The organism is Nostoc sp. (genome assembly GCF_036917675.1).
In the GTDB taxonomy this organism is placed as follows: domain Bacteria; phylum Cyanobacteriota; class Cyanobacteriia; order Cyanobacteriales; family Nostocaceae; genus Nostoc.
Map to the genome: position 1 here is coordinate 169,169 of NZ_JBALCT010000064.1, position 22,828 is coordinate 191,996.

8 protein-coding genes and 1 pseudogene are annotated in these 22,828 nt (G+C 40.7%); all 9 read right to left on the minus strand.

The window, feature by feature from the left end; genetic code table 11:
* Nucleotides 1-116: 116 nt before the first annotated feature.
* Nucleotides 117-2,786, minus strand: a pseudogene (locus tag V7K31_RS24525) (type I polyketide synthase); the annotation flags it as partial.
* A 13-nt stretch (nucleotides 2,787-2,799) separates the two neighbouring features.
* The gene (locus V7K31_RS24530; RefSeq protein ID WP_335097490.1) at nucleotides 2,800-3,459 is read right to left on the minus strand and encodes a phosphopantetheine-binding protein; all 660 of its coding nucleotides are present in this window, start codon (nucleotides 3,457-3,459) and stop codon (nucleotides 2,800-2,802) included.
* 36 nt (nucleotides 3,460-3,495) lie between these two features.
* Nucleotides 3,496-7,173, minus strand: coding sequence for an amino acid adenylation domain-containing protein (locus tag V7K31_RS24535; protein WP_442941373.1), 3,678 nt, complete (start codon nucleotides 7,171-7,173; stop codon nucleotides 3,496-3,498).
* 24 nt (nucleotides 7,174-7,197) lie between these two features.
* A complete protein-coding gene (locus V7K31_RS24540) occupies nucleotides 7,198-8,253 on the minus strand; it encodes a TauD/TfdA family dioxygenase (protein WP_335097496.1) in 1,056 nt (351 codons plus the stop codon).
* A 74-nt stretch (nucleotides 8,254-8,327) separates the two neighbouring features.
* On the minus strand, nucleotides 8,328-9,086 hold the full coding sequence (locus V7K31_RS24545; protein WP_335097499.1) for a class I SAM-dependent DNA methyltransferase: 759 nt from the start codon (nucleotides 9,084-9,086) through the stop codon (nucleotides 8,328-8,330).
* A 170-nt stretch (nucleotides 9,087-9,256) separates the two neighbouring features.
* Nucleotides 9,257-17,083 (minus strand): amino acid adenylation domain-containing protein, encoded by a 7,827-nt coding sequence (locus tag V7K31_RS24550; RefSeq protein WP_335097501.1) that lies wholly within the window; start codon nucleotides 17,081-17,083, stop codon nucleotides 9,257-9,259.
* A 30-nt stretch (nucleotides 17,084-17,113) separates the two neighbouring features.
* The gene (locus V7K31_RS24555) at nucleotides 17,114-18,154 is read right to left on the minus strand and encodes a TauD/TfdA family dioxygenase (RefSeq protein ID WP_335097503.1); all 1,041 of its coding nucleotides are present in this window, start codon (nucleotides 18,152-18,154) and stop codon (nucleotides 17,114-17,116) included.
* 291 nt (nucleotides 18,155-18,445) lie between these two features.
* The gene (locus tag V7K31_RS24560) at nucleotides 18,446-18,997 is read right to left on the minus strand and encodes a GNAT family N-acetyltransferase (RefSeq protein WP_335097505.1); all 552 of its coding nucleotides are present in this window, start codon (nucleotides 18,995-18,997) and stop codon (nucleotides 18,446-18,448) included.
* A 100-nt stretch (nucleotides 18,998-19,097) separates the two neighbouring features.
* Entirely contained in the window at nucleotides 19,098-22,634 is a 3,537-nt protein-coding gene (locus V7K31_RS24565) for a condensation domain-containing protein (protein ID WP_335097508.1), read from the minus strand.
* Nucleotides 22,635-22,828 lie beyond the last annotated feature (194 nt).

A 22,828-nucleotide genomic window follows, 5' to 3' on the forward strand; every position in this document is an offset into this window, starting at 1 on the left:
ACAAGCAAATTTTGTAATTTATCTCCCAGATGATTTGGCTGACTACTAATTTGTTCATTTTGCAACTTTTGGTTATTATGAGTATCTTTCCCATTCAATCGATTTAACTCATTCGCTTTAGTAGACTCAACCCAGTATTTTTTTCGTTCAAAAGGGTAAGTTGGTAAAGGAAGGCGATGACGTTTTTGATTGGCATAAAATCCTGACCAATCTACTTGTATTCCATACAGCCAGAAATGTCCCAGAGTATTTAATAAGAATGCAACATCAGATTGTTGATCGTGAGGATGACCTGTGGAGCAAAGCACCAACTGTCCCTGGACTTGTTGCCTAGTTAAAGTACTTAAAGTGCGACCGGAACCAACTTCTAAAAAAATCCGATTTGGCTGTTTACACAATTCAGTAATACCATCGGCAAAGCGCACTGATGACCGTAAATGTTTAGCCCAATAACTGTTATCTGTTGCCTCCTCATGAGTAATCCAAGTGCTAGTTACGTTAGATAAAAAAGGAATTTTTGGAGGATTAAGATTGACTTTTGCTAAGAATTTGCTAAATGGCTCAATAATAGAGTCCATCATTTGAGAATGAAAAGCGTGGGAAGTATGCAGAGAACGACAGTCAATCCCTTGCTCGGTTAAGCGCTTTTGCAAATCTTCAATATCTGCACTTGGTCCGGAAACTACACAACGCTCTGGTGCGTTGATTGCCGCTAAGGAAAGTTTGTTACCTAGCATCTGTGTAACTTTTTTCTCTGGTAGCGCTACAGCCAGCATTCTGCCTGAAGGTTGTTGTTGCATCAGTTGTCCACGAGTAGCAACTAGCATTAATGCATCTTCTAGAGAAAATACCCCAGCCAAGCAAGCGGCGACATATTCGCCTATACTGTGACCAATCATTGCACTAGGATGCACTCCCGTAGCTATCCACAATTGTGCTAGAGCATATTCAATCACGAACAGCGCAGGCTGAGTAATATGAGTTTGTGTCAACTGCTGTGTCGCCCATTGAGTCTGTTCTTCGCTGGGATAGAGAATAGCGCGTAAGTCTAACCCTAAAATAGGTTTGAGTTGTTCACAGCAATAATCAACCTGTTCCCGGAAAATTGGCTCAGTTTGGTATAATTCTCGACCCATGCCTACATACTGGGATCCCTGACCGGGAAACATAAAAACAACCTCTGACTCACCTGTTTCTTGATAGTGCGTGAGAACTCGTTGCGGGTCTTTTGTCTCTAAAACTTTGATTGCATCATCAATATCTTGACAAACTACCATCCGACGATAGTCAAAAGCTCGACGACCTACTTTAAGAGTGTAAGCAACATCAGCTAAGTTTAAATCGGGATGTTGTTTGAGGTGATTAGCCAGATTTCCTGTAGCTGCCTCTAATGCTGATTCCGTTTTCGCAGAAAGAACTAACAGATGATATTTCCTCCCCTGCTCCCCCTTCCACTGCCTCTCTACGGGAGCTTCCTCCAGAATTACATGAGCGTTCGTGCCACCAATACCGAAGGAACTAACCCCTGCGCGTCTAGGGTGTCCGTTTGATTTCCATTCTGAAAGCTTGTCGTTAACGTAAAAGGGACTGTTAGCAAAATCAATCTGGGGATTAGGTTCTTGAAAATGCAAGCTGGGGGGGATTTGCTTGTGTTTGAGTGCGAGAACAGTCTTGATTAAACCAGCAACACCAGCTGCTGCATCCAAGTGTCCAATATTTGTTTTGACTGAACCAATGGCGCAGAAATTCTTTTTCTGAGTGCTGGCACGGAAACATTTGGTTAATGCAGCAATTTCAATCGGATCTCCAAGAACTGTTCCGGTGCCATGAGTTTCTATATAACCTAGTGTCTCTGGAGCAACCCCCGATATGGCAAGAGCTTCAGCAATGACTTTTGCTTGCCCATCTACACTGGGCGCGGTATAACCTACTTTTAGAGAGCCATCATTATTAATAGCTGAACTTTTAATAACAGCATGGATATAATCGCCATCAGCGATCGCATCTGCTAATCGTTTTAATACTACAATGCCTACACCGTTGCCAGTAAGAGTTCCTTCTGCTGTGGCATCAAAAGCGCGGCAGTGTCCATCGGGGGAAAGAATACTCCCCTCCTGATAAAGATAACCAGCTTTGTGTGGCATAGTTATCAAAACCCCACCAGCCATAGTAATATCGCTTTCGCCATTGAGTAAGCTTTGGCAGGCAAAATGAACTGCCACTAATGAGGTAGAACAGGCAGTTTGCACATTAACACTTGGCCCCTTCAAATTTAATCTGTAAGAGACAAGTGTGGGCAAAAAGTCTCCTCGATTACCAATTAATGTTCGGAATTTACCTACTGATTCTTCTAGTAGTTCGCGGTTGGGATAAAGGTTAAACAAAAAGTAAGTGTCCATACCCACACCCGCAAAAACCCCAATTTGACCTGGGTATGTTTTCGAGTCGTAGCCAGCATTTTCCAGGGCAGTCCACGCATGTTCGAGGAAGAGGCGGTGTTGCGGGTCTGTGATTTCCGCTTCCTTTGGAGAAAAGTCAAAAAATGAAGCGTCAAACAAATCTATGTCTTCTAATATGCCTTTTGCTTTGACATAATGGGGTTGATTCAACTCATTTATATCTATTCCTGAAGACACTAATTCTTCTTCTGTAAAAAAATAAATTGACTCTACACCATCTCGCAGATTTTGCCAAAAATCATCAATATTTTTGGCTCCAGGAAAACAACCTGACATGCCAATAATGGCTATTTCATCGAGGCAATTAAATGTATCAGAGTTATTCATAGTTATCTCTATATTACTGTATTATTACTCGATGTTTTTGCCTGAGTTGCCTTTGTTGCTGATTCGACTCTCTGCGGGCTTCAACTGAATCAGGGTTTGATTCAAAAGCAGGCTGTTCGTCTTGTTTTTGGCTTAAATGTTTAGCTAAAATACTTATCGTTGGACATTCAAACAGTTCAACCATTGATATATCTCGGTTTAAAGCTTCACGCAGTTTAGTATGAACTTGTACCATCAGCAATGAATGACCACCGATATCGAAGAAATTGTGATGAATACCTACTTTTTGAACTTGCAACACCTGTTGCCAGATATTGGTAATCATTTGCTCAAGTTCGGACTGAGGAGCCACAAAAGTTTCTTCTAGTTGAACTTGAACCTGTTTAGGTAGAGCTTTATAGTCTACTTTGCCATTAGGTAACATAGGCAAGGCTTTCAACACCAAAAAAGCGGAAGGCACCATATATTCAGGTAGCTTTTTCATTAAAAAGCTGCGGAATTCACTGCTAGAAAGAGATGGTTGTTGATTAGCAACTATGTAGGCGATGAGGCGGCGATCGCTTAATATATTCTTTGAGGTTAGGGTAGTTGATAATTGCTTCCTGAGTCGAATAGCAATAAGTTGACGCTTTTTTGAAGAAAAATTTTCAAGACGCTGCTGAATATCAATCATTTGATTCCTCTATATAATTCAGATATGGCATCGTTGCTATTTAATAGCCTTGACCGCAACCATTGAATCTGCCCACCACAAATCTTTTGTATCTTCTGGTAGAGATAACTGCTTAACTACACTAAGAGTCAGGGAAGTAAAATATTTGAATATTAGCCTTTGATGTCTACGACTAAAAGAATCAATTTCATTTGATAAATAAGTAAAAACGCCACCTATTTTCAAATGTTCTATTGCAGTTGGGAAAAAATGCTCTGCATAGGTAATACTTTTAACAATATGCTCCACAAACTCTTCTTCATTGAGGATATTTGTATGAAAAAAAATACCATCATAGATATCTAATTGATCTCCAACCTCTTGCCATTTACCCTTAATTAAGCGAATATCTTTATTCGGATGAAGTTTTCTCCATTCATAAAAAGCTTCCATAACATGGTCGTCACATTCTATGATTGTGTGTGATTTCACACCTAATTCTTGAATGTAATTTGCAGAAATTCCTCTACCAAAGCCTATTTCTAAGACATCGCCATGAGTCTTTGTAACAATATTTGCCATAGCTTTCATTAGAGGAAGCTGCCAATCCTCCATTATCCGTTGGTCTCCAAAAACCTGTTGTGAGGGATCATAGTTGACTGGACTTTGACTCAAATCCTTACGCACTTGTATAGTTGCTCCAGAAACAAATTGTTTGGATAAACTATGTAAATGTATTAAATCGTCCGTAAACTCATCAATAGCCACGTTAATAAGTCTATCTCTTTGTGTCTCTAAAGGAGTACTAATAAATTTAGGATTCTTGATTTGCAGAGACAAATCAAAGTCCGGCAGTTTTCTCAATCTTTGCAGCGTTCTTTTTTCTTCTTCAAAATAGGTACCCATTTCGCTGTTCAGTATTTGCTCTACCTCAAGCTCAGAGAGTTTCTCGATGTCTGCTAAGAGTTGCTCTGCTGTGTTTTGAGTTAGAGATAACATTTGTGTTGCCAAATTTTCTGTCTCTTCTTGATCAATTTGCTGAGGCTGTACGTTACCTTCTTCTATGGCAACAACTACAACTTCCTGCACTATAGGATGTTGTTTTAAAGCTGTTTCAATTTCTCCTAGTTCAATGCGGTAGCCTCGAATTTTCACTTGGCGATCAATCCGTCCCAAAAATTCGATATTTCCATCTGTACAGTATTGAGCTAAATCTCCAGTTTTATATAGGCGTGCTGTTGGTTCTTTGCTAAATGGGTTAGTGATAAATTTCTGGGCTGTTAGTTCTGGCTGGTTGAGATAACCCAAGGCGATACCGTCACCGCCAATATATATCTCGCCAGGAACGCCAATAGGAACAGGATGAAGGTTTACATCTAAAATATAAATTTGGGTATTGGCAATAGGATATCCGATGGGAATTCGTGTTAGTTCTTGAGACTGGCAAAGATAAACACTACTCCATACAGTCCCTTCTGTCGGGCCGTATTCGTTATATAAAGAAGTTTGTGGAAGATATTTTTGGTGTAGTTTTACTAACTCGCTGGGGCATACCTCACCAGCAACAATAATAGCCTGTAGGGAAGCTAATTGTTCTTGTATTGCTTGTTGCAAAATTAGAGCATAGAGGGAAGGAAGGCTTAAAAGATGGGAAATCTGATTTTCGCAAATTAATTTAACTAGCTTTGGTATTTCTAGCTGTAAACCTTCTTGGGGTAAGACTAAAGTTCCTCCACAGCAAAGTGTCCAAAAGATACCTGCAACTGAACTATCAAAAGCAAAGGATGAAAGTAATAAGAAGCGGCTGACAGATTTTTGATAATAATTAATCCGAGCAGTTGTAGAATGAACGAGGTTTCGATGAGTAACTTGCACTCCCTTGGGTTCGCCTGTGGAGCCGGAAGTGTAAATGATATAAGCTAAGTTGTTAGGCGTAAGTTGCTGTGTTAGATTTTCCTGGTTTTGGCGTGCAATTATTTCCCAATCAGCGTCTAAACAGATAACTTGCGCTTGGTGTGCGGGTAATTTTTCTAGTAATGGTTGCTGAGTTAATAGAACGGGTGTTTGGGTATTTTCTAAAATCCAAGCTAATCTTTCTTGGGGATAAGTTGGATCTAAAGGTACATAAGCACCGCCAGCTTTGAGAATACCAAAAATACCAACAATCATATCAAGCGATCGCTTGACACATATCCCTACCAAAGCTCCTGGTTTTATGCCAATCTTTTGTAGGTAATTAGCGAGTTGATTAGCACGGTTATTGAGTTGAATGTAGGTTAATTGTTGATTCTCAAACTCCACAGCAATATTATTTGGATACTGTTGTGCTTGCTGTTCAATTAACTGATGAATACATTTATCTTTGGGATAATCAGCTTGCGTTTGGTTAAACTCTATTAATAGTTGGTATTTGGCGCGATCGCTTAAAATTTCTAACTCACTGATTACGGCTTCTGGATTTTTTACTGCACTTTCTAATAATGTGTGAAATTGTTCTGACAAGTACTGTATATCTTGTGGATAAAAACGCTGAGAATCATAATGAAACTCTGTAAGCAGAACATCATGATTATGCACACAAGAGAGCTTTATTTTAAATCGCTCTATGCAGGTATAATGGTTTTGAATTGCAAAAGATATATTATCATTGGTATATTTTACATAATTTTCTTCATAATCAAAGCATACAGGGTAATAAGGTAAGTCGGAGGTATTTACATTTTGATTTGTAATTAATTCCCAAGAAAAACACTCCTGCCATTTGTAAAGTTCATCCTCAGTTTCGCCGATTTTTTGTAAGATTTCTGTAAATTTTGATTGCTCTTCTAAATGGCAAGTAAGTGGTAAGTATTTGGCAAATAATCCCATCGCCTCTTGTAGTTCTGGAAATTTTCTGCCATCAAAAATTTTACCAATAAGCAGGTTTTGTTGTTGAGTCAAGCGCCAGAGTAAAACTGACCAGCAAGCTAGCATAAATACAGAACTAGAAGTATTATACCTTGGTGCGATCGCTGCAATATTATCTTTTAAATTAGGATTAATTTTTAAACTCAAAACCTCTGGTTTAAACTCTTTTGCTTCAGCAAGATATTTTTCAAAAGGCAACTGTAAATTGAGAATATCTGAAAAATCTTGCTTGCGCCAATATTCTCTGCCAATTTCAGCCCCTTCTGATTCTATGAATTTATTCTGCCATTCTGAAAAATCTGCATATTGCAGTGGTTCTGCTAATAGTTGCTCACTATTAGCAGATGAACGACTGAGTTCACCAACTAAATTTTTGAGAGTTATTGTATCTGCATAGAGAGCAGGTAAACCAATAAATAATACATGCTTCGATGACGATAAAGTGGCTAAGGATACATGCAAAGGGGAGTCTTTTTCAAAGTCGAAATTTTGCTGATTAAATTCCTCAAGAATTGCTGCAATTTTCGCTTCTTGTTCCTGAGAAGTATAACCGTCTAGATTATAGTGGTTATTTAATCTGACGTTGCCATTAGTAATAACTTGAACTGGAACTATCATTCCAGGTACATATTTAAATGTCGTGCGAAGAATCTCATGACGATTTACAATATTTTGTAAAGCTGCAACTAATTTAATTGTCTCGATATTTCCCTCTATGAGAACAGTAGACTTAACAAAATAAGCCGAACTTGGAGTTACTTGCTGTAATAACCATAAATGTTCTTGTTGAGGTGAAAGTTGAAAACCCTCAATTAGTTCTGTAGGCATATTCATAAATTCCAATTGTAAAATCTAAAGTTCTTTGATATTTAGTGCTTCTGCCATCCCGACTAAAACTTGGCGTGGCCCTAAAAATGGGCGGCGTCCATGCACTGCTAACATATTGTCCAACATTAAGATATCCCCTTTTTGCCAGGGAAAAGTAACCATTGCTTGCTGATAAACTTCGCGCAGAGACTCTAAAACTGAAGGCTCAATTGGAGAACCATCACCATAATATGTATTAGTTGGTAAATCTTCTTCATTGAAACCTGCCAATAATGCCTCGCGGGTATTTTTTTCTAATGTAGAAACATGAAAAAAAGTTGCATGATTGAACCAGACAAGTTCACCTGTTCGAGGATGTTTAACAACAGCAGGCCCAACTTGACGTGTTCTTAAGCGATCGCCATCTTTCCATTCAACTTTTATATCATGAATGTGGCAATATTCTTCTACTTTCGCTTTTTCAGTTGTCTGAAATACAGTCTGCCAAGGTAATCCAAAACCATCACCAAAATTCCGCATATACATTACTTTTTTTTCCATGAAACGTTCTCGGATTTTTGAATCTATGCGTTCAAAAATCTGCCGACAACTACCAACCGGTGTTTCTCCTCCCTGCTGTGCTGGTGTCAAACAAAAAAAGAATATTTTCAAAGGAAAGGTAGGAGAATAAGCATGTTCATTATGAGGAAAGATACTTTGATCGGCGGGGTAATCAGTTGACGTATAAATTCTATTGCTCACTTGAGTACGTGGTGAAGCTCGATAACGATACTCCATCGCTTCAAAGCAAATAGCTTTAATTACCTGCTCAAATCCTACTACAGTATCGACATTAAAACCCCGGAAAAGAATGGCTCCATGTTTCAACAACTGTGTATCTATAAAATCCCTATTGATAAATGCCCAAACTGCTAAATCTACCTTTCTTACAGAAGATTTTATCACCAAAGGAAAGTTTTTTTCAGGTTCTAAATATTCTGTCACAATTAAATTTTGTGAAGATATATTGAGCGATTTACGCTTAAATACTTGACTTTTTAGAGATAGTTGATTATCTGGAGTCTTTTGTAGTTTTTCCATGTCAAGACAGAGATAGTTGAGATGTTAACCAAGAGTATAGACAATTAGAAATTGCTAGTTTTTGATAAAGATAGTTAATCATTTAGTCCTTTGCGGCAAATAAAACAACCAACATGATTTGAGGATTCTATGCCAAAATCAGCTTTTATATCGTAGAAAATAATGTCTGTAAAACCTATCTTTTCTAAAGTAGATTTCACCTCTGATACAGAATAAACTTTATATACAAAATTCATGTTGTAACGCTGCCATTGTCCATCGATTAATTCAAATCTCGTAGTGCGATCGCAACCTAATTCCTTTTCTGTATCGTAGTGAAACTGACTAATCCAGGCATGGTTATCTTTAGCATCCCCTTGGACTTTAGTACGTTGCCAATCTTCTCCACACAGTTCTTCTACATACAAGTCGAACACGAATATACCATTTTCTCGCAATGCCTGATACACATTTCTAAAAACACTTTGTAACTCTTCAAGAGTAATCACAAGGTTAAGACCAACATCTGTGGAAATCACTGCATGGTAAGTAGGCGGAAATTGAAAAAAGCGTGCATCTTCAAGGATAAATTCAGCACTGGGTGCATTTTTTTGAGCATAGCGCAGCATTTCCTCAGAGCCATCAATGCCTGTGACTTGATAGCCTTGTTTTAGCAGTCTTTGTGCTATTTGTCCCGTACCACAACAAACATCTAAAATCTGCGCTCCGTTGGGGAGATGTTGTAACACTAAATTTTCTAATTGAGCTACTACAATATCATGGCGTTCTGTACCTTGGTCATCATACATAGAAGCCAAACTATCATATTCGGAATAACGAGTTGTGGAAGACATAATTAATTTCTCCTATTGGTTTTCAAGGTATACAATGTTTGATGCTTAAAATTCGCAAATTTATACCAATTCAATTAATGATTGCAATATATCCTTGGATGAAGACGCGATGAATCGCGTCTCTACAGATGGTCTATTTGTCGCATTCTTTTTTGAAATTGGTATTACTCTTACTTAGACCTTGGCTTAATGTTCATTAAATTCTGTTGGAGAGTCTTTTGATACTCTTGCTCTTTAACAAGATGTTGTTGGTTGTCTGCTTCAATAAGTATTGCTTTTAATTCATGCAGTTTGACATCAGGCTGTGACACAATGTGACTCATAATTATTTCCAGATTTTTCAATATTTGGGATACAGTAGCAGCCTTAAACAAATCTGTATTGTATTTCAAATCTGCAATTAGTCCTTGCTCTGTATCTGTCACTACTAAGAGTAAGTCAAACTCTGCAACTTTTTTCTCAACATCTAAGATGCTGAGTGTTAACCCTGGCAATTCTAGGGGTGGCATTGGGGCATTTTGGAGAATACATTTCACTTGGAACAAAGGTGAACGACTTAAATCGCGTTCTGGATTGAGTGCTTCTACTAATTTGTCAAAGGGCAAATCTTGGTATGTATAAGCTGATAAAGTGCGATCGCGTACTCTCTCTAGCAACTCCCGAAAACTGGGATTTCCTGCCATATCAGTACGTAACACCAATTGATTGACAAAAAATCCAATTAATGTTTCTGTCTCTGCGTGATTGCGGTTGGCAACATCAGTACCGACCACAATATCATCCTGATTTGTGTAGTAATGCAGTAGAGTCTGAAATCCAGTTAACAGAGTCATAAACAACGTTACGCCAGTATTGGTACTCAATTGTTTAACAGCTTGGGATAAACTCTTTGGTAATATCAGAGTTTGTTTTGCTCCTCGGAAAGTTCGCTGCGGTGGTCGGGGAAAGTCCGTAGGTAATTCTAGAATAGGTAGGTTTTTTAATTGCTGCTGCCAATAGTCGAGTTGGGTTTGTAATACCTCACCCTGCAACCACTTTCGTTGCCAAACAGCAAAGTCTGCATACTGAATAGGTAAATCTGGGAGTGTAGCAACCTCTCCAGTAGCAAACGCTGTATACAAAGGTATGATTTCTTGAGTAATTACACCCATTGACCAACCATCAGAAACGATGTGGTGCATCGTGAACAACAAGATATGTTCGGTTTTTGCCAATTTTAGTAAGCTAGCTCGTAATAACGAACCATTACTTAAATGGAATGGTCTTTGCTGCTCTTCAAGGATCAGATTTTGGACGATTTCTGAAGCTGAATTTTGGATTGTTGTTAAATCGACGATCGCCAATTTCAAATCGTATTTGTCATGAATTTCTTGAACTGTTTGCCCATTCAGCTTACTAAAGGTGGTTCGCAATATTTCATGACGCTTGATAATTTCATTAACGCTTTGCTCTAAGGCGATTACATTCAAGCTACCAGTCAGTTGTACTACTGCCGATAAGTTGTAGATAGTACTACCAGGTTGGAACTGTTCGAGGAACCAAAGACGCTGCTGTGCAAAGGATAGGGGTAAATTACCATCTCGGTGAACGCGCTGGATGGGAGGAATCTCTCTGACTATTTCTGCTTTCATTGCCTTGTGAATTTGTGCGGCTAGTCCAGCTACCGTTGGTGACTCAAATAAGCGACGTAGAGGTACATCAACCTCAAAAGTTTTCCCCACACGAGAAATAACTCTGGTTGCTAATAATGAATGTCCGCCTAACTCAAAGAAATTGTTGGAGATACTAAAGATTTGCACACCCAGGACTTCTTGCCAAATCCCGGCTAATACCTCCTCAACTGGATCGCGAGGTGCGATCGCAGATCCTTCGAGATGGAGTATATCTGTATTAGGTGCAGGCAAGGCACGGCGGTCTATTTTACCATTAGGTGTCAGGGGTAGTGCTTCCAGAATCACAAAGGCTCTGGGGATCATATAACTAGGTAGTTTCTTCTCCAGGAAGCGGCTCAGTTCAGTAATTGCCACTACCTGATCTGGCTGGATAATTACATAAGCTACCAAACGCCGATCGCTAGGTTCATCACCCCGAGCCACAACTACACTTGTCTGCACCCCTGGATGTTGGTTCAATAACGCTTCAATTTCTCCGAGTTCGATCCGGAAGCCCCGAACTTTTACCTGATGATCAATGCGTCCTAAGAACTCTATGCTTCCGTCGGCTTGGTAGCGAACCAAGTCCCCAGTTTTGTAAAGGCGAGAGTGCTTCGCACACGCTTGGCGATCGCAATTTGAAAATTGTTCTTCTTTCACTCCCCTGCTGCTTTGAAAGGGGTGCGAGATGAACTTCTCGGCTGTGAGTTCTCCTCGCTGAAGATAACCACGGGCTAACCCAGCACCACCAATATGCAACTCACCAGGAATTCCCACAGGAACTAGTTTCTGCGCTGCATCTAGGATATAGAATTGTGTGTTGGCAATGGGGCGACCGATAGAGACTATGCCATCTTCTCGCTCTATCTTCTCTACCTTATGAATAGCTGACCAAATAGTGGTTTCTGTTGGCCCGTATAAATTCCACACTTGGCAACCTCCTTTGAGCAACTGATCCGCAAGACTGCGATCGAGGGCTTCACCGCCACAAAGAATTTTTAATTGCCTACTACCCTGCCACCCAGCAGCCAGCAGCAGCCTCCAGGTAGCTGGCGTAGCTTGCATAACTGTAGTACCACAAGAAACTAGCTGTTCTAACAACTGCGTGGCATCAGTGGCCACTTGACGGCTGACTATTACCAAACGAGCGCCAACAATTAATGGTAGGTATAGTTCTAGTGCGGCAATATCAAAGGATAATGTGGTGACAGAGAGGAGGATATCTTGCTGAGTCAGCCCAGGATTCAAGCGCATCGAACTTAAGAAGTTAACGACAGCGCTGTGGGTAATCTGCACTCCTTTTGGTTGACCAGTAGAGCCGGAGGTATAAATCACATAAGCCAAGTTGTCAGCAGTAGCATTATTAATGGGATTGTCAGCACTACCTTCGGGAATTTCCTCCAGACATACTACCTGAGCTTGATGTTGTGGCAACGCTGCAAGTAAATTCTGTTGAGTTAGCAGCACTGAAACTTGGGCATCTTCTAGCATGAATGCGAGGCGTTCAGCAGGATAGGCTGGATCAAGTGGTAAGTATGCACCACCGGCTTTCAGGATGCCCAATAATCCAACCATCATTAGGAGCGATCGCTCTACACAAATTCCTACTAGCGTTTCTTTTCCCACACCCAATGTTTGTAAATGGTGTGCTAGCTGATTTGCACGGGTATTTAGCTGTTGGTAGGTGAGTTGCTGGTCTTCAAAAACTACTGCTACAGCATCTGGCGATCGCTCTACCTGCGCCTCAAATAGCTGGTGGATAGAAACTTTGGGATAATCAGCTTGTGAATCGTTCCAATCTACTAGTAGTTGCTGTTGTTCAGCCTGCGTCAAAATTGGCAAGTCTGATAGCTGCTGATCTGGATTGGCAACAATTCCTTCCAGCAAGGTTTGGAAATGCCCTTGCATCCGAGCGATCGCAGCTGAAGAGAATAAATCGGTGTTGTACTCGAACACCCCGATTAATCCTTGTGCAGTATCAGTCAGTGACAGAGTTAAATCAAACTTGGCTATTTCAGTGTCTACTTCCACCGGAGTGAGACTCAATCCTGAAAGCTTCAGTGTTTCCATTGGAGCATTCTGGAACACGAACATCACTTGAAATAGCGGCGTGTGTCCCAGGTTGCGGTCTGGCTGCAACTCAGCTACTAGCTGCTCAAAGGGCAAATCTTGGTGAGCATAAGCATCTAGTGTTACCTCCCGAATTCGCCGCAGCAATTCTCTAAAACTCGGATTCCCTGATAAGTCGGTACGTAAAACAAGGGTATTGACAAAAAAGCCGATTAGTCGTTCTATCTCACTGCGGTTACGGTTGGCGATCGCAGAGCCGACGAGGATATCGGTTTGACTTGTATAGCGATACAGCAAGGTTTTAAATGCTGCAAGCATTGTCATGAACAGGGTAACTGCTTCCCGTTGCGAAATTGACTTGAGCGCTTGGGAGAGAGTTGGGGAGAGAGTCCACGACTGCTTTTTGCCTCTAAAGGTTTGGATAGCTGGGCGCGATCGCTCGCTTGGGAGTTGCAGCACTGGTAAATCCCCACCTAACTGCTGTTTCCAGTAAGCCATCTGAGAAGAACGTACTTCTGTTTGCAGCCACTCTCGTTGCCAAATGGTAAAGTCTGCATATTGAATGGGCAAATCGGGCAGTGGTGAAAATTTGCCAGTAGAGAATGATTCATAGAGGGCAGCCACTTCCCTAATCAGCACCCCTGCTGACCAAGCATCAGCAACAATGTGGTGGATAGTGAACAGCAAAATATGCTCATCCTCTGCCAGTTGCAAGAGGGTGGTTTGTAGCAATGGACTTTGGGTCAAGTCAAAAGAATGCCGTGCGTGTAAATTAGTCAGTCGTCGAGTCTTTGCCTCTCGTTCCTCTGAAGATAATTTTTGAAGATCCACCACTGGCAAGGTGATGTTGACTGCTGGCGTAATAACTTGCACTGGTTCCCCATTAACGTTGACAAAACTAGTTCGCAAAGCTTCATGGCGTTGCACAATTTCCTGAAAGCTCTGCTCTAGAATTGGGACATTGAGTGAGCCTTTGAGTAGAATTGCACTGGAAATGTTGTAAAAAGGATTGCTCGGATCTAATTGGTCAAGGAACCACAATCTTTGCTGGGCAAAGGATAAAGGCAATGCTTCGTTCCTCGGAACGCGCTCAATTGGTGAAATTTCTAATTTCTCCCCCCTCCTCATTGCCGTTTCAATCAGTTCCGCAAGTCCGGCTATTGTAGGTGTTTCAAATAAACTACGTAACCGCATCTCTACTTGGAAGGCTTCGCGCACTTGGGAAACAACTTGTGTAGCTAGTAACGAATGTCCTCCCAAATCAAAAAAGTTATTGTGGATGCCTACACGCTCAATACCAAGCAGCTCAATCCAAATTCCCGCTAGTACTTCTTCAACTGGTGTGCGAGGAGTTGCCAAACTCGTTTCTAATTCAGGGCGCACGGGGTTTAGTTCTAGCAACGCCTGACGGTCTATCTTGCCGTTGCGAGTTAATGGTAGTGCCTTGAGGATGATAAAGGTTGAAGGTAGCATATACTCAGGCAGTTTCTCCCGAACATAGCCACGCAGTTCATTGATAAAGCAAGGGGATTCCTCCGAAGGTACAACAAAAGCTGCGAGATATTTCTGCCCAGACTCTGATTCTCTTACTAAAACTACAACCTCCCACACATTAGGATGCTGATTTAATACGGCTTCAATTTCGCCCAGTTCGATGCGGAAACCCCGAATCTTAACTTGGTTGTCGATGCGACCAAGAAATTCAATCGTGCCGTTTGACAGATAACGACCTAAGTCACCAGTTTTGTAAAGTCGCGCTCCCGGTACGTCATTGTAGGGATGGGGAATAAACTTCAAAGCCGTTTGGTCTGGCTGATTGAGATAGCATCGAGCCAGACCCGCACCACCAATGTAGATTTCGCCTTTCACTCCTATGGGAGCTAGTTTGTGGTTTTCTTCTAGGATATATATCTGGGTGTTAGCAATTGACCGACCGAGGGGAACTGTTGCTGCCAAATGACGCTCCACTTGCCCAGGCACAATCTCTAAGGTACACACACCTACACAAGCTTCTGTGGGACCGTAGTGATTGAAGATTAGGCAATCTGGGGCATACTGCTGAATCTGCTCGATCAACTGCCAACTAGCAACCTCACCACCCAGGATCAATCGCTGACGGGGCAAGATTAACTTAGCCCAAGAAGATGCCAAAAGAGAGGCTAGATGAGAGGGAACAATTTTAAGACAATCGATCGGATGTTTGTCACAGTATTCTGCCAAGGCTGCTGAGTCAGTAGCACGCTCATAAGATATTAGATGCAGACATCCTCCTGTACAAAGAGCAGGGAAGATAACGGTGTTACCCAAATCGGCAGCTAAGGTGGAAACAGTGGCGAAGTTGATGCCAGTAGGCAAGTTTAATCTATCTATAATGGCATTGACGTAATTAAGAAGTTGTTGATGTGCGATCGCAACTCCCTTCGGTTTACCTGTAGAACCAGAGGTAAATAGTACATAGACTAGATTCTCAGGTGTCGCTTTACTGCTGGGATTCGTATCTTTATTTTGAGCAATAACTTCCCAATCTGTATCTAAACAGATTATCTTGGCTACATCTGTTGGCAAAATATCTAGCCAGCGCTGTTGTGTCAAGATGATATCTGTCTGAATATTTTGCAAGCGTAAGTTTAGACTTGCCTGTGGCCAAGTTGGATCTAGCGGTAAGTATGCGCCACCAGCTTTGAGGATTCCTAATAATCCAATGATCATTTCTAGCGATCGCTCTGTGCAAAGTCCAACTACAACTTCCGCGTTAACTCCTTGTTGCTGCAAGTAGTGAGCTAGTTGATTGACTTTGCTGTTCAACTGTGCATAGGTGAGTTGTTCGTCTTCAAAGACAACGGCAATGTTATCAGGTGTTTTTTGTACCTGTTCTTCAAACAGTTGGTGAATACACTTGGTTTGTGGATAATCGCGCTGATTATTATTTACCTCACATAGCAGTTGTTGTCTTTCAATTTGACTGAGAATTTCCAACTCACTGATTGTCGCATCTGGATTAGCGATCGCACTAGCCAACAAAGTCTGAAATTGCTCTATCAAGCGTTTAATGTCTTCTGCCTGGAATACGCTAGAGTCGTAGTGCAATGCTGCTGTTAATGCATCATCCTGACGCAGGCAAGAAAGCTTTAATGTGAACCGCTCAATACAGGCATACTGCTGATAAATGGTAAACGATACATCAGCACCTATATACTTAGCTGGCTGTTCCTCAAATTCAAAGCAAAGCGGGAAAAAGCGTAAGGTATTTGGTATTAATGCTGCCACCTGTTCCCAGTTAAAATAATCTTGTAATTTCTCTAACTGCTGAATTACTTCGTTATTTTTATATATAAAATCTGGAATTTTAGATGTTACTTCTACATTAATACTTAACGGTAAATATTTACCAATTAGCCCGACACATATCTCTAAATCTTCATATTTTCTCCCAGCAAAAGCTATGCCTATTGTGAGATTTTCTTGCTTGGCTAAACGCCAATTTAATACCTGCCAGCAAGCTAATAAAAACTCCAAGATTGAAGCATTTTTATGTTGAGTTATGATGTCAATTTGTTTTATTAATTCAGGAGCGATCGCAAAAGTTTGCATTTGCGGTTTAAATATTAATTCGTCAATACTTCGCTTTTCAAAAGGAAGTTTTAATCCTTGCAAATTCAACGAAATATCTTGTTTTTGCCAATAGTCTCTACCAGCTTCTGTCTCTTCTCCTTCCAGCAATTCATTTTGCCATTCAGCTAGGTCTGCATATTGCAATGGTTCGTTATCTAATTCTTCCACCTGCAACCAAGCTGCATAAGACTGACTAATTTCTTGCACCAAAATTTTCAGTGTAGCAATATCTGCACAAAGCGCTGGTAAGCTCAAAATTAATACATACTTGGATGCCGCTAAAGTCACTAAAGATAGCTGCAAAGGAGAATCCTGTACCAAGTCAAAAGGCTGTTGACTGACTTGATTAAATAATGCTGTCAGCGAGTCTTCCTGCTCTTGAGATGTCAAACTGCTCAAATCGTAAGTCCTATCCAAACTGATTTTCTGCTTCCCAATTACCTGCAATGGGATAGTCATTCCAGGCAAAGAATGAAAGTTTGTACGGAGGATTTCATAACGATTGACAACTTTATCTAAGACTAATTTCAAGATGTTGACATCTAAATCTCCCTCAATCAAGACAGCACACTGAGAACGATAGGGAAGGTTATCAATTTCTTGTAATTGCCACAGATGTTTTTGCTGGGGTGAGAGTCGAAAACCTTGCATTTCCTCTAGCATTGTAATTCTCTATACTTGGCACTAAATATCTTAATTACTAAATTCTTCAGCCATTCCCACTACAACTTTTCGCACTCCCATAAATGGCATCCGTCCATGTGCTGTGAGCATATTGTCAAGCATTAAAATATCTCCAGCTTGCCACGGAAAAATAACCATTTCTTGTTGGTAAGCAGAGCGAATTTCATCTAGCACAGCAGGTTCAATTGCTGAACCATCACCATAATAAGTATTGTGAGGCAAATCTGATTCTGGAAACTCTGCTAATAATGGTTCGCGGATGCTTGCTTCCAAAGTTGAGATATGAAAGAAGGCAGCGTGATTAAACCACACTAGTTCATTTGTTTGTGGGTGTGTAGCAACCGCCTGACGAACTTGACGGGTTCTCAAGCGATTACCCTCTTTCCACTCGAACTCAATGCCATTGCTACGACAAAATGCTTCTACCTCGGCTGGATTGGTTGTTTGAAAAACTGTTTGCCAAGGTAAGCCAAAGCCGTCGCCAAAGTTACGAACGTACATGACTCCTTTTTGACTGAAGCGATCGCAAATCTTACCATCAATCCGTTGCAACAATTTGCGAGTGTCTGCAATTGGTGTTTCTCCTCCTTGTTGTGCAGGCTGAATGCAAAAAAAGAAAATCTTTAAAGGCCAGGTTTTGGCGTAAGAAAGTTCGCTATGCAGAAAAATACTGGAGTTGGCAGGATAATCAGTTGAAGTATAAATATTACCTTGGATTGGACTGCGTGGTGAAGAGCGATCGCGATATTCCAGCAACTCTCCAGTCACGCTTTTGATAAACTGCTCAAACTCCAGGTAGTTCTTCACCAGAAAATTCCGAAACAAAATTCCTCCATGCTTAAATAGATGATTTGTAATCAACTCCCGATTACTCGCCGCCCATATAACTAAATTAATTTCTTTTACGGTAGGCTGTAACAGCAATGGTAAAGAATTGTTAGGTAAAAGAGGTATCGCTTCTATTAATTCTACCTGCGATAAATTAACACTTTGCCGTCTTTTAGACCTGATTTGATGGAGGCTCATTTGTGAGGAGTCTGGGATTTGCATAATTTGTTTTCTGCAAGTATTGTAATTTCATAAACATCTTTTAGTTTGGCATTGCTAAATCAAAATAAAATATGAATCATCCGAGATATTTTGACACAAAATTATTTTATTTAACTCATTTTTTTTTCATCAGTCTAAATGTTAGTCAATGTACTATTTTAACATCTTATATTGAACGTTTTAATTTACGTTTGTATTCTGTCAATTCTCTACTTTTATATCTACAATTTCAACTAAGCCTAGTAAGCAAAATTTTGGTTTTCCATAATTTATTTTATTAGTTTAACTTATTCAGCTTTTATTTAGCTCATAAAGTACAGCTTCTTGAGCAATTTCCTCAGAAAATAATCTCTCCTTAAGTTTTAAGCCTGCTTTTTCCATAACTCGGATAGAAGCCGTATTTACTGCAAAAGCACAAGCCAAAATACGTTTTGTCCCTAACTCTGATAAACCCTTGAAAATCAGTGCTTTAACCCCTTCAGTTGCATAACCTTTTCCCCAAGAGGCTTTTCGTAACCGATATCCTATCTCAACATCAGTAGAGTTAGCCAATTTAGGATTGAAGTAAGAGGCGTGTATTATAGGTCTAAAGAGAAACCAGCCAATGAATGCTTTGCTTGACTTTTCAATTGCTGCCCAGCAACCGTAACCATCGTATTTTTCATAGTATGCAAAATATTCAGGCAGAATTTGAGTTTGAATGACTATATATGGAGTGGGCTGACCTAAATTTGTTGTAAAACGGAGCACATCAGGATCGCTATCTAATTCAAACAAGTTCTCAGCATCTTTTTCTGTAAACTGTCGTAGAATTAAACGCTCTGTCTCTAAGAAAACCTTCATACATCTTATCATTTATTTTGTACTGCACGAAATCAGAATATTGAATTTATAGCCATTACAGCAAGCTTTAAAAGCATACTATTTTATATAACTCATTTATCTATCCTCCGTTAATAAGCTTACGCTTTATTAGCTTTAGCTTTTGGGTAGAGATGTACTCAAGTTTTTGCTCTTTTGTTAACTGTTGTTTTATGTCATCCTTTGCAAGGATTTTTTCTAATTCGTTCAATTTAATATCTGGCTGTTCAACAACATTACGTAGCAGAATTTCAAAATGAGCAATCATTCGCGCAATAGTCTTGTCATCAAACAAGTCTGTTTTGTACTCCAATGAGCCTTTAAAACCTTCTGCACCTTCCCAAATGGTGAATTTCAAATCAAACTTGGATGTGCCGCTATCAACCTCTAGAGGATGCAGAGTTAGTTCTGGAAGCTCTATAGATGGAATGGGAGCATTTTGCAGAATAAACATCACTTGAAACAACGGATTGCGGCTTAAGTCCCGCTCCGGTTGCAATTCTTCCACTAACTTTTCAAAGGGCAATTCTTGATGAGCGTAAGCGCCCAAAGCTACTTCGCGGACTCGCGCTAACAACGTCCGAAAACTTGGATTACCCGATAGGTTGGTACGCAGCACCAGGGTATTGATAAAAAACCCTATTAGCCCTTGAGTTTCTGCTCTGGTGCGACCTGCTACAGGTGAACCAACTAAAATTTCCTGTTGGTTTGTATAACAGTACAACAACGTCTTGAATACTGCGATGAGTGTCATAAACTGAGTGACACCCTCTCGCTGATTTAATTCTTTTACTGCCTCACTTAGAGCTTTAGGAAATGCTAGAAATTGCTTTTTCCCAGTGAAGGTTTGTATAGCTGGTCGGGGTCTGTCTGTAGTCAGTTGCAGTACTGATAGATTACCACTTAACTGCTGTTTCCAGTAATCAAGTTGGGTATGAAGAATCTCTCCTTGCAGCCATTTTCTCTGCCAATCAGCAAAATCTGCGTACTGAATGGGAAGTTCAAGAAGTGGTGTTCGCGTAGCGTCTCGCAGAGAGGGTAAGCCATGAGAAATAGCTTGATAAATCGTTGCTAGTTCTTGAATCAGAATACCAATAGACCAACCATCCGCAATAATATGGTGCATGGTCAAGAGCAATATATGCTCCTCTGATTTTAGATACAGAAGTTGAACTCGTAGCAGTGGCGCCTGTGATAAATCAAAGGGTTTTTGCGCGAACTCGGTGGCGACGCGCAAAGCCTCAGCTACAGTTGCTTCTGGTAATTCCAAAACTGGTAGTGCCAACTTAACATTTGGGCTAATCACCTGAATTGGTCGCCCTTTGACAGATGAAAAGCTAGTTCGCAAGGCTTCGTGACGCTGCACGACTTCGTTAAGACTTTGTTCTAATGTTGCCAGGTGAAGCTTCCCAGTTAAACACACTGCAATGGGAACATTGTAGAAGGGATTATGAGGTTCTAACTGGTTAAGAAACCACAAGCGTTCTTGGGACAGACACAAGGGTAGTTCTTGATTACGAGGAATGGGCTGTAACGGTGGTTCTGAGGGTTTTGTAGTTGTTAATTGAGGAAGTATTTGCATTGCCAGCAGAATTACACTAGCATCTTGGAAAAAATCTTCGACGGATATTGTTACCCCAAAATCTACCTGAATTCGATTTTTTAAATCGAAGACTATTAGGGAATCCAGTCCCAAGGTATTTAGTGGTTGCTCTGGTTTCACTTGGGAAACTGCAACTTTTAATATCTGAGCAATTTGTTTTTGTAAGTAAGATATCAGCAATGGTAGGCGTGCTTCTGGTGCTGTTGCCATAATTGCTTCACGGCTCAGATTCGTCTCGTTATCAAGGTCATCTGCACTATGGAGGATACTCTGGCTGATAACTTCCAGCTTGTTTGCCAAAAAATTTGCTTTTGTTGCCCGGCGTTGAATTTTACCGCTAGAAGTTTTGGGAATACTACCTGGTTTGATTAGTACTACTGCATATACTTGCACCTCATATGCTTCTGTAACCGCCTGACGAATTGCGGCAGTAACTTCTTCAAAATTTGGTTTGGCACGAAACTCCAATTCCTGCACTATTATTAGCCGTTCTTCATGAGCAACTTCTACTGCAAAAGCTGCACAGCTACTTAACCGCAATGATGAATAGCTGCGTTCTGTAGTTAGTTCGATGTCTTGTGGGTAGAGATTACGACCTCTGATGATAATTAAATCTTTGGCTCTACCTGTAAGGAAGAGTTCTCCATTGTGCAAAAAGCCTAAGTCACCAGTCCGTAAAAATGACCCTGATGGGGTGCTAACTCCTGTGTCTTGAAGATAGGCGTGGAATATTTGCTCTGTCTCTTCTTGCCGATGCCAATAACCTTTTCCAACACTAGGGCCTGATACCCAAATTTCTCCAACTTCGTTAGGTTGACAACGGGTAAGAGTCTCTGGGTGTGCGATCGCAATTTGTTGTTGTGGTAAAGTTTGACCACAACTGACAAAACTTTGACTATCTTCACTATCAATATTTGCTTCAACAACCTGGTTTCTAGAAAGTGCAGATTTTGCAACTGTTTTGCCAGGAGGTAAAGCTTTCTTTATCCCGCCAGTAATCATTAGGGTTGCTTCTGCCATCCCGTAACAGGGGTAAAATGCTTCAGGACGAAAGCCACACTCTGTAAAAGCGTCTGCAAACCGTTTTAATGTATCCTGCCGGATGGGTTCAGCCCCATTAAAAGCAACACTCCAGCTACTTAAATCAAGGGTTTGTTTTTGTTCAGGGGTAATCTTTTGAATGCACAATTCATAAGCAAAGTTAGGACTCCCACTAGTAGTACCTCTGTGCTGAGAAATTGCCTGCAACCAGCGATAAGGTCGTTGTAAAAAAGCTGTGGGAGACATCAAGATGCAAGGAAATCCCCCATACAAAGGTTGCAAAATGCCACCAATCAACCCCATATCATGGTAGACAGGTAGCCAGGAAACAAATTTACTACTAGGAGAATGTTCCATAATTTGGTAAGTCATGGCGGCGTTGTGGACCAAATTGCCGTGACTGAGCATGACTCCCTTTGGTGTGCCTGTAGAACCTGATGTATATTGCAGAAAAGCTAAGGTATCTAGATTGATTTTAGGTTGTTGCCAAGCATCTTCTAGACCTGGCGCTATATCGTCTGTAGTCAACCAGTGGAGACTTTCTAGGTTTGTTGTTTGTGCAAATATGGATTGTAATGTCGGGAGCATCGCTGTTGTAGTCAGAGCAATGCTAGGTTGTGCATCTATAGTAATAGCGCTTATCCTGGGTGTTTTGCGTTGATTACGAGGTGGATAAGCCGGAACTGCAACAACTCCAGCGTATAGACAACCAAAAAAAGCAGTTAAGTAATCTAGTCCAGGTGGATAAAGTAATAAGGCTCGTTCTCCCTTTAAGTTTAAAGCTTGGAGTTGAGATGCGATCGCACAAGAGCGCTTCACCAGTTGTTGATAAGTCAGTGTTGATTGTTGTGTTTCTCCATCTTCAAGGAAGGTGAAAGCAATTGTATCTGGCTGCGTCAAGCTTCTTTGATGCAGAAGATCAACAACCGTCAAGTTACGGTCAATTTCTTTGAAGTTCTTGATTTGTATAGCCATTTGACTTTCCAGAACTAGATGCACTCTTGTTTAAATACTAATTCGTAATTGGTAATGACGCTCTCTACGAGACGCTCTTGCTAGCAAGATCCCCGGAGGGGTACGCGGACTAGCTCTAAGCGTTCGCGTAGCGTCTCTAAGAGTTGCCATGCCGCAGGCTTTACGCTGCGCTAATGTAATTCGTAATTAAAAAA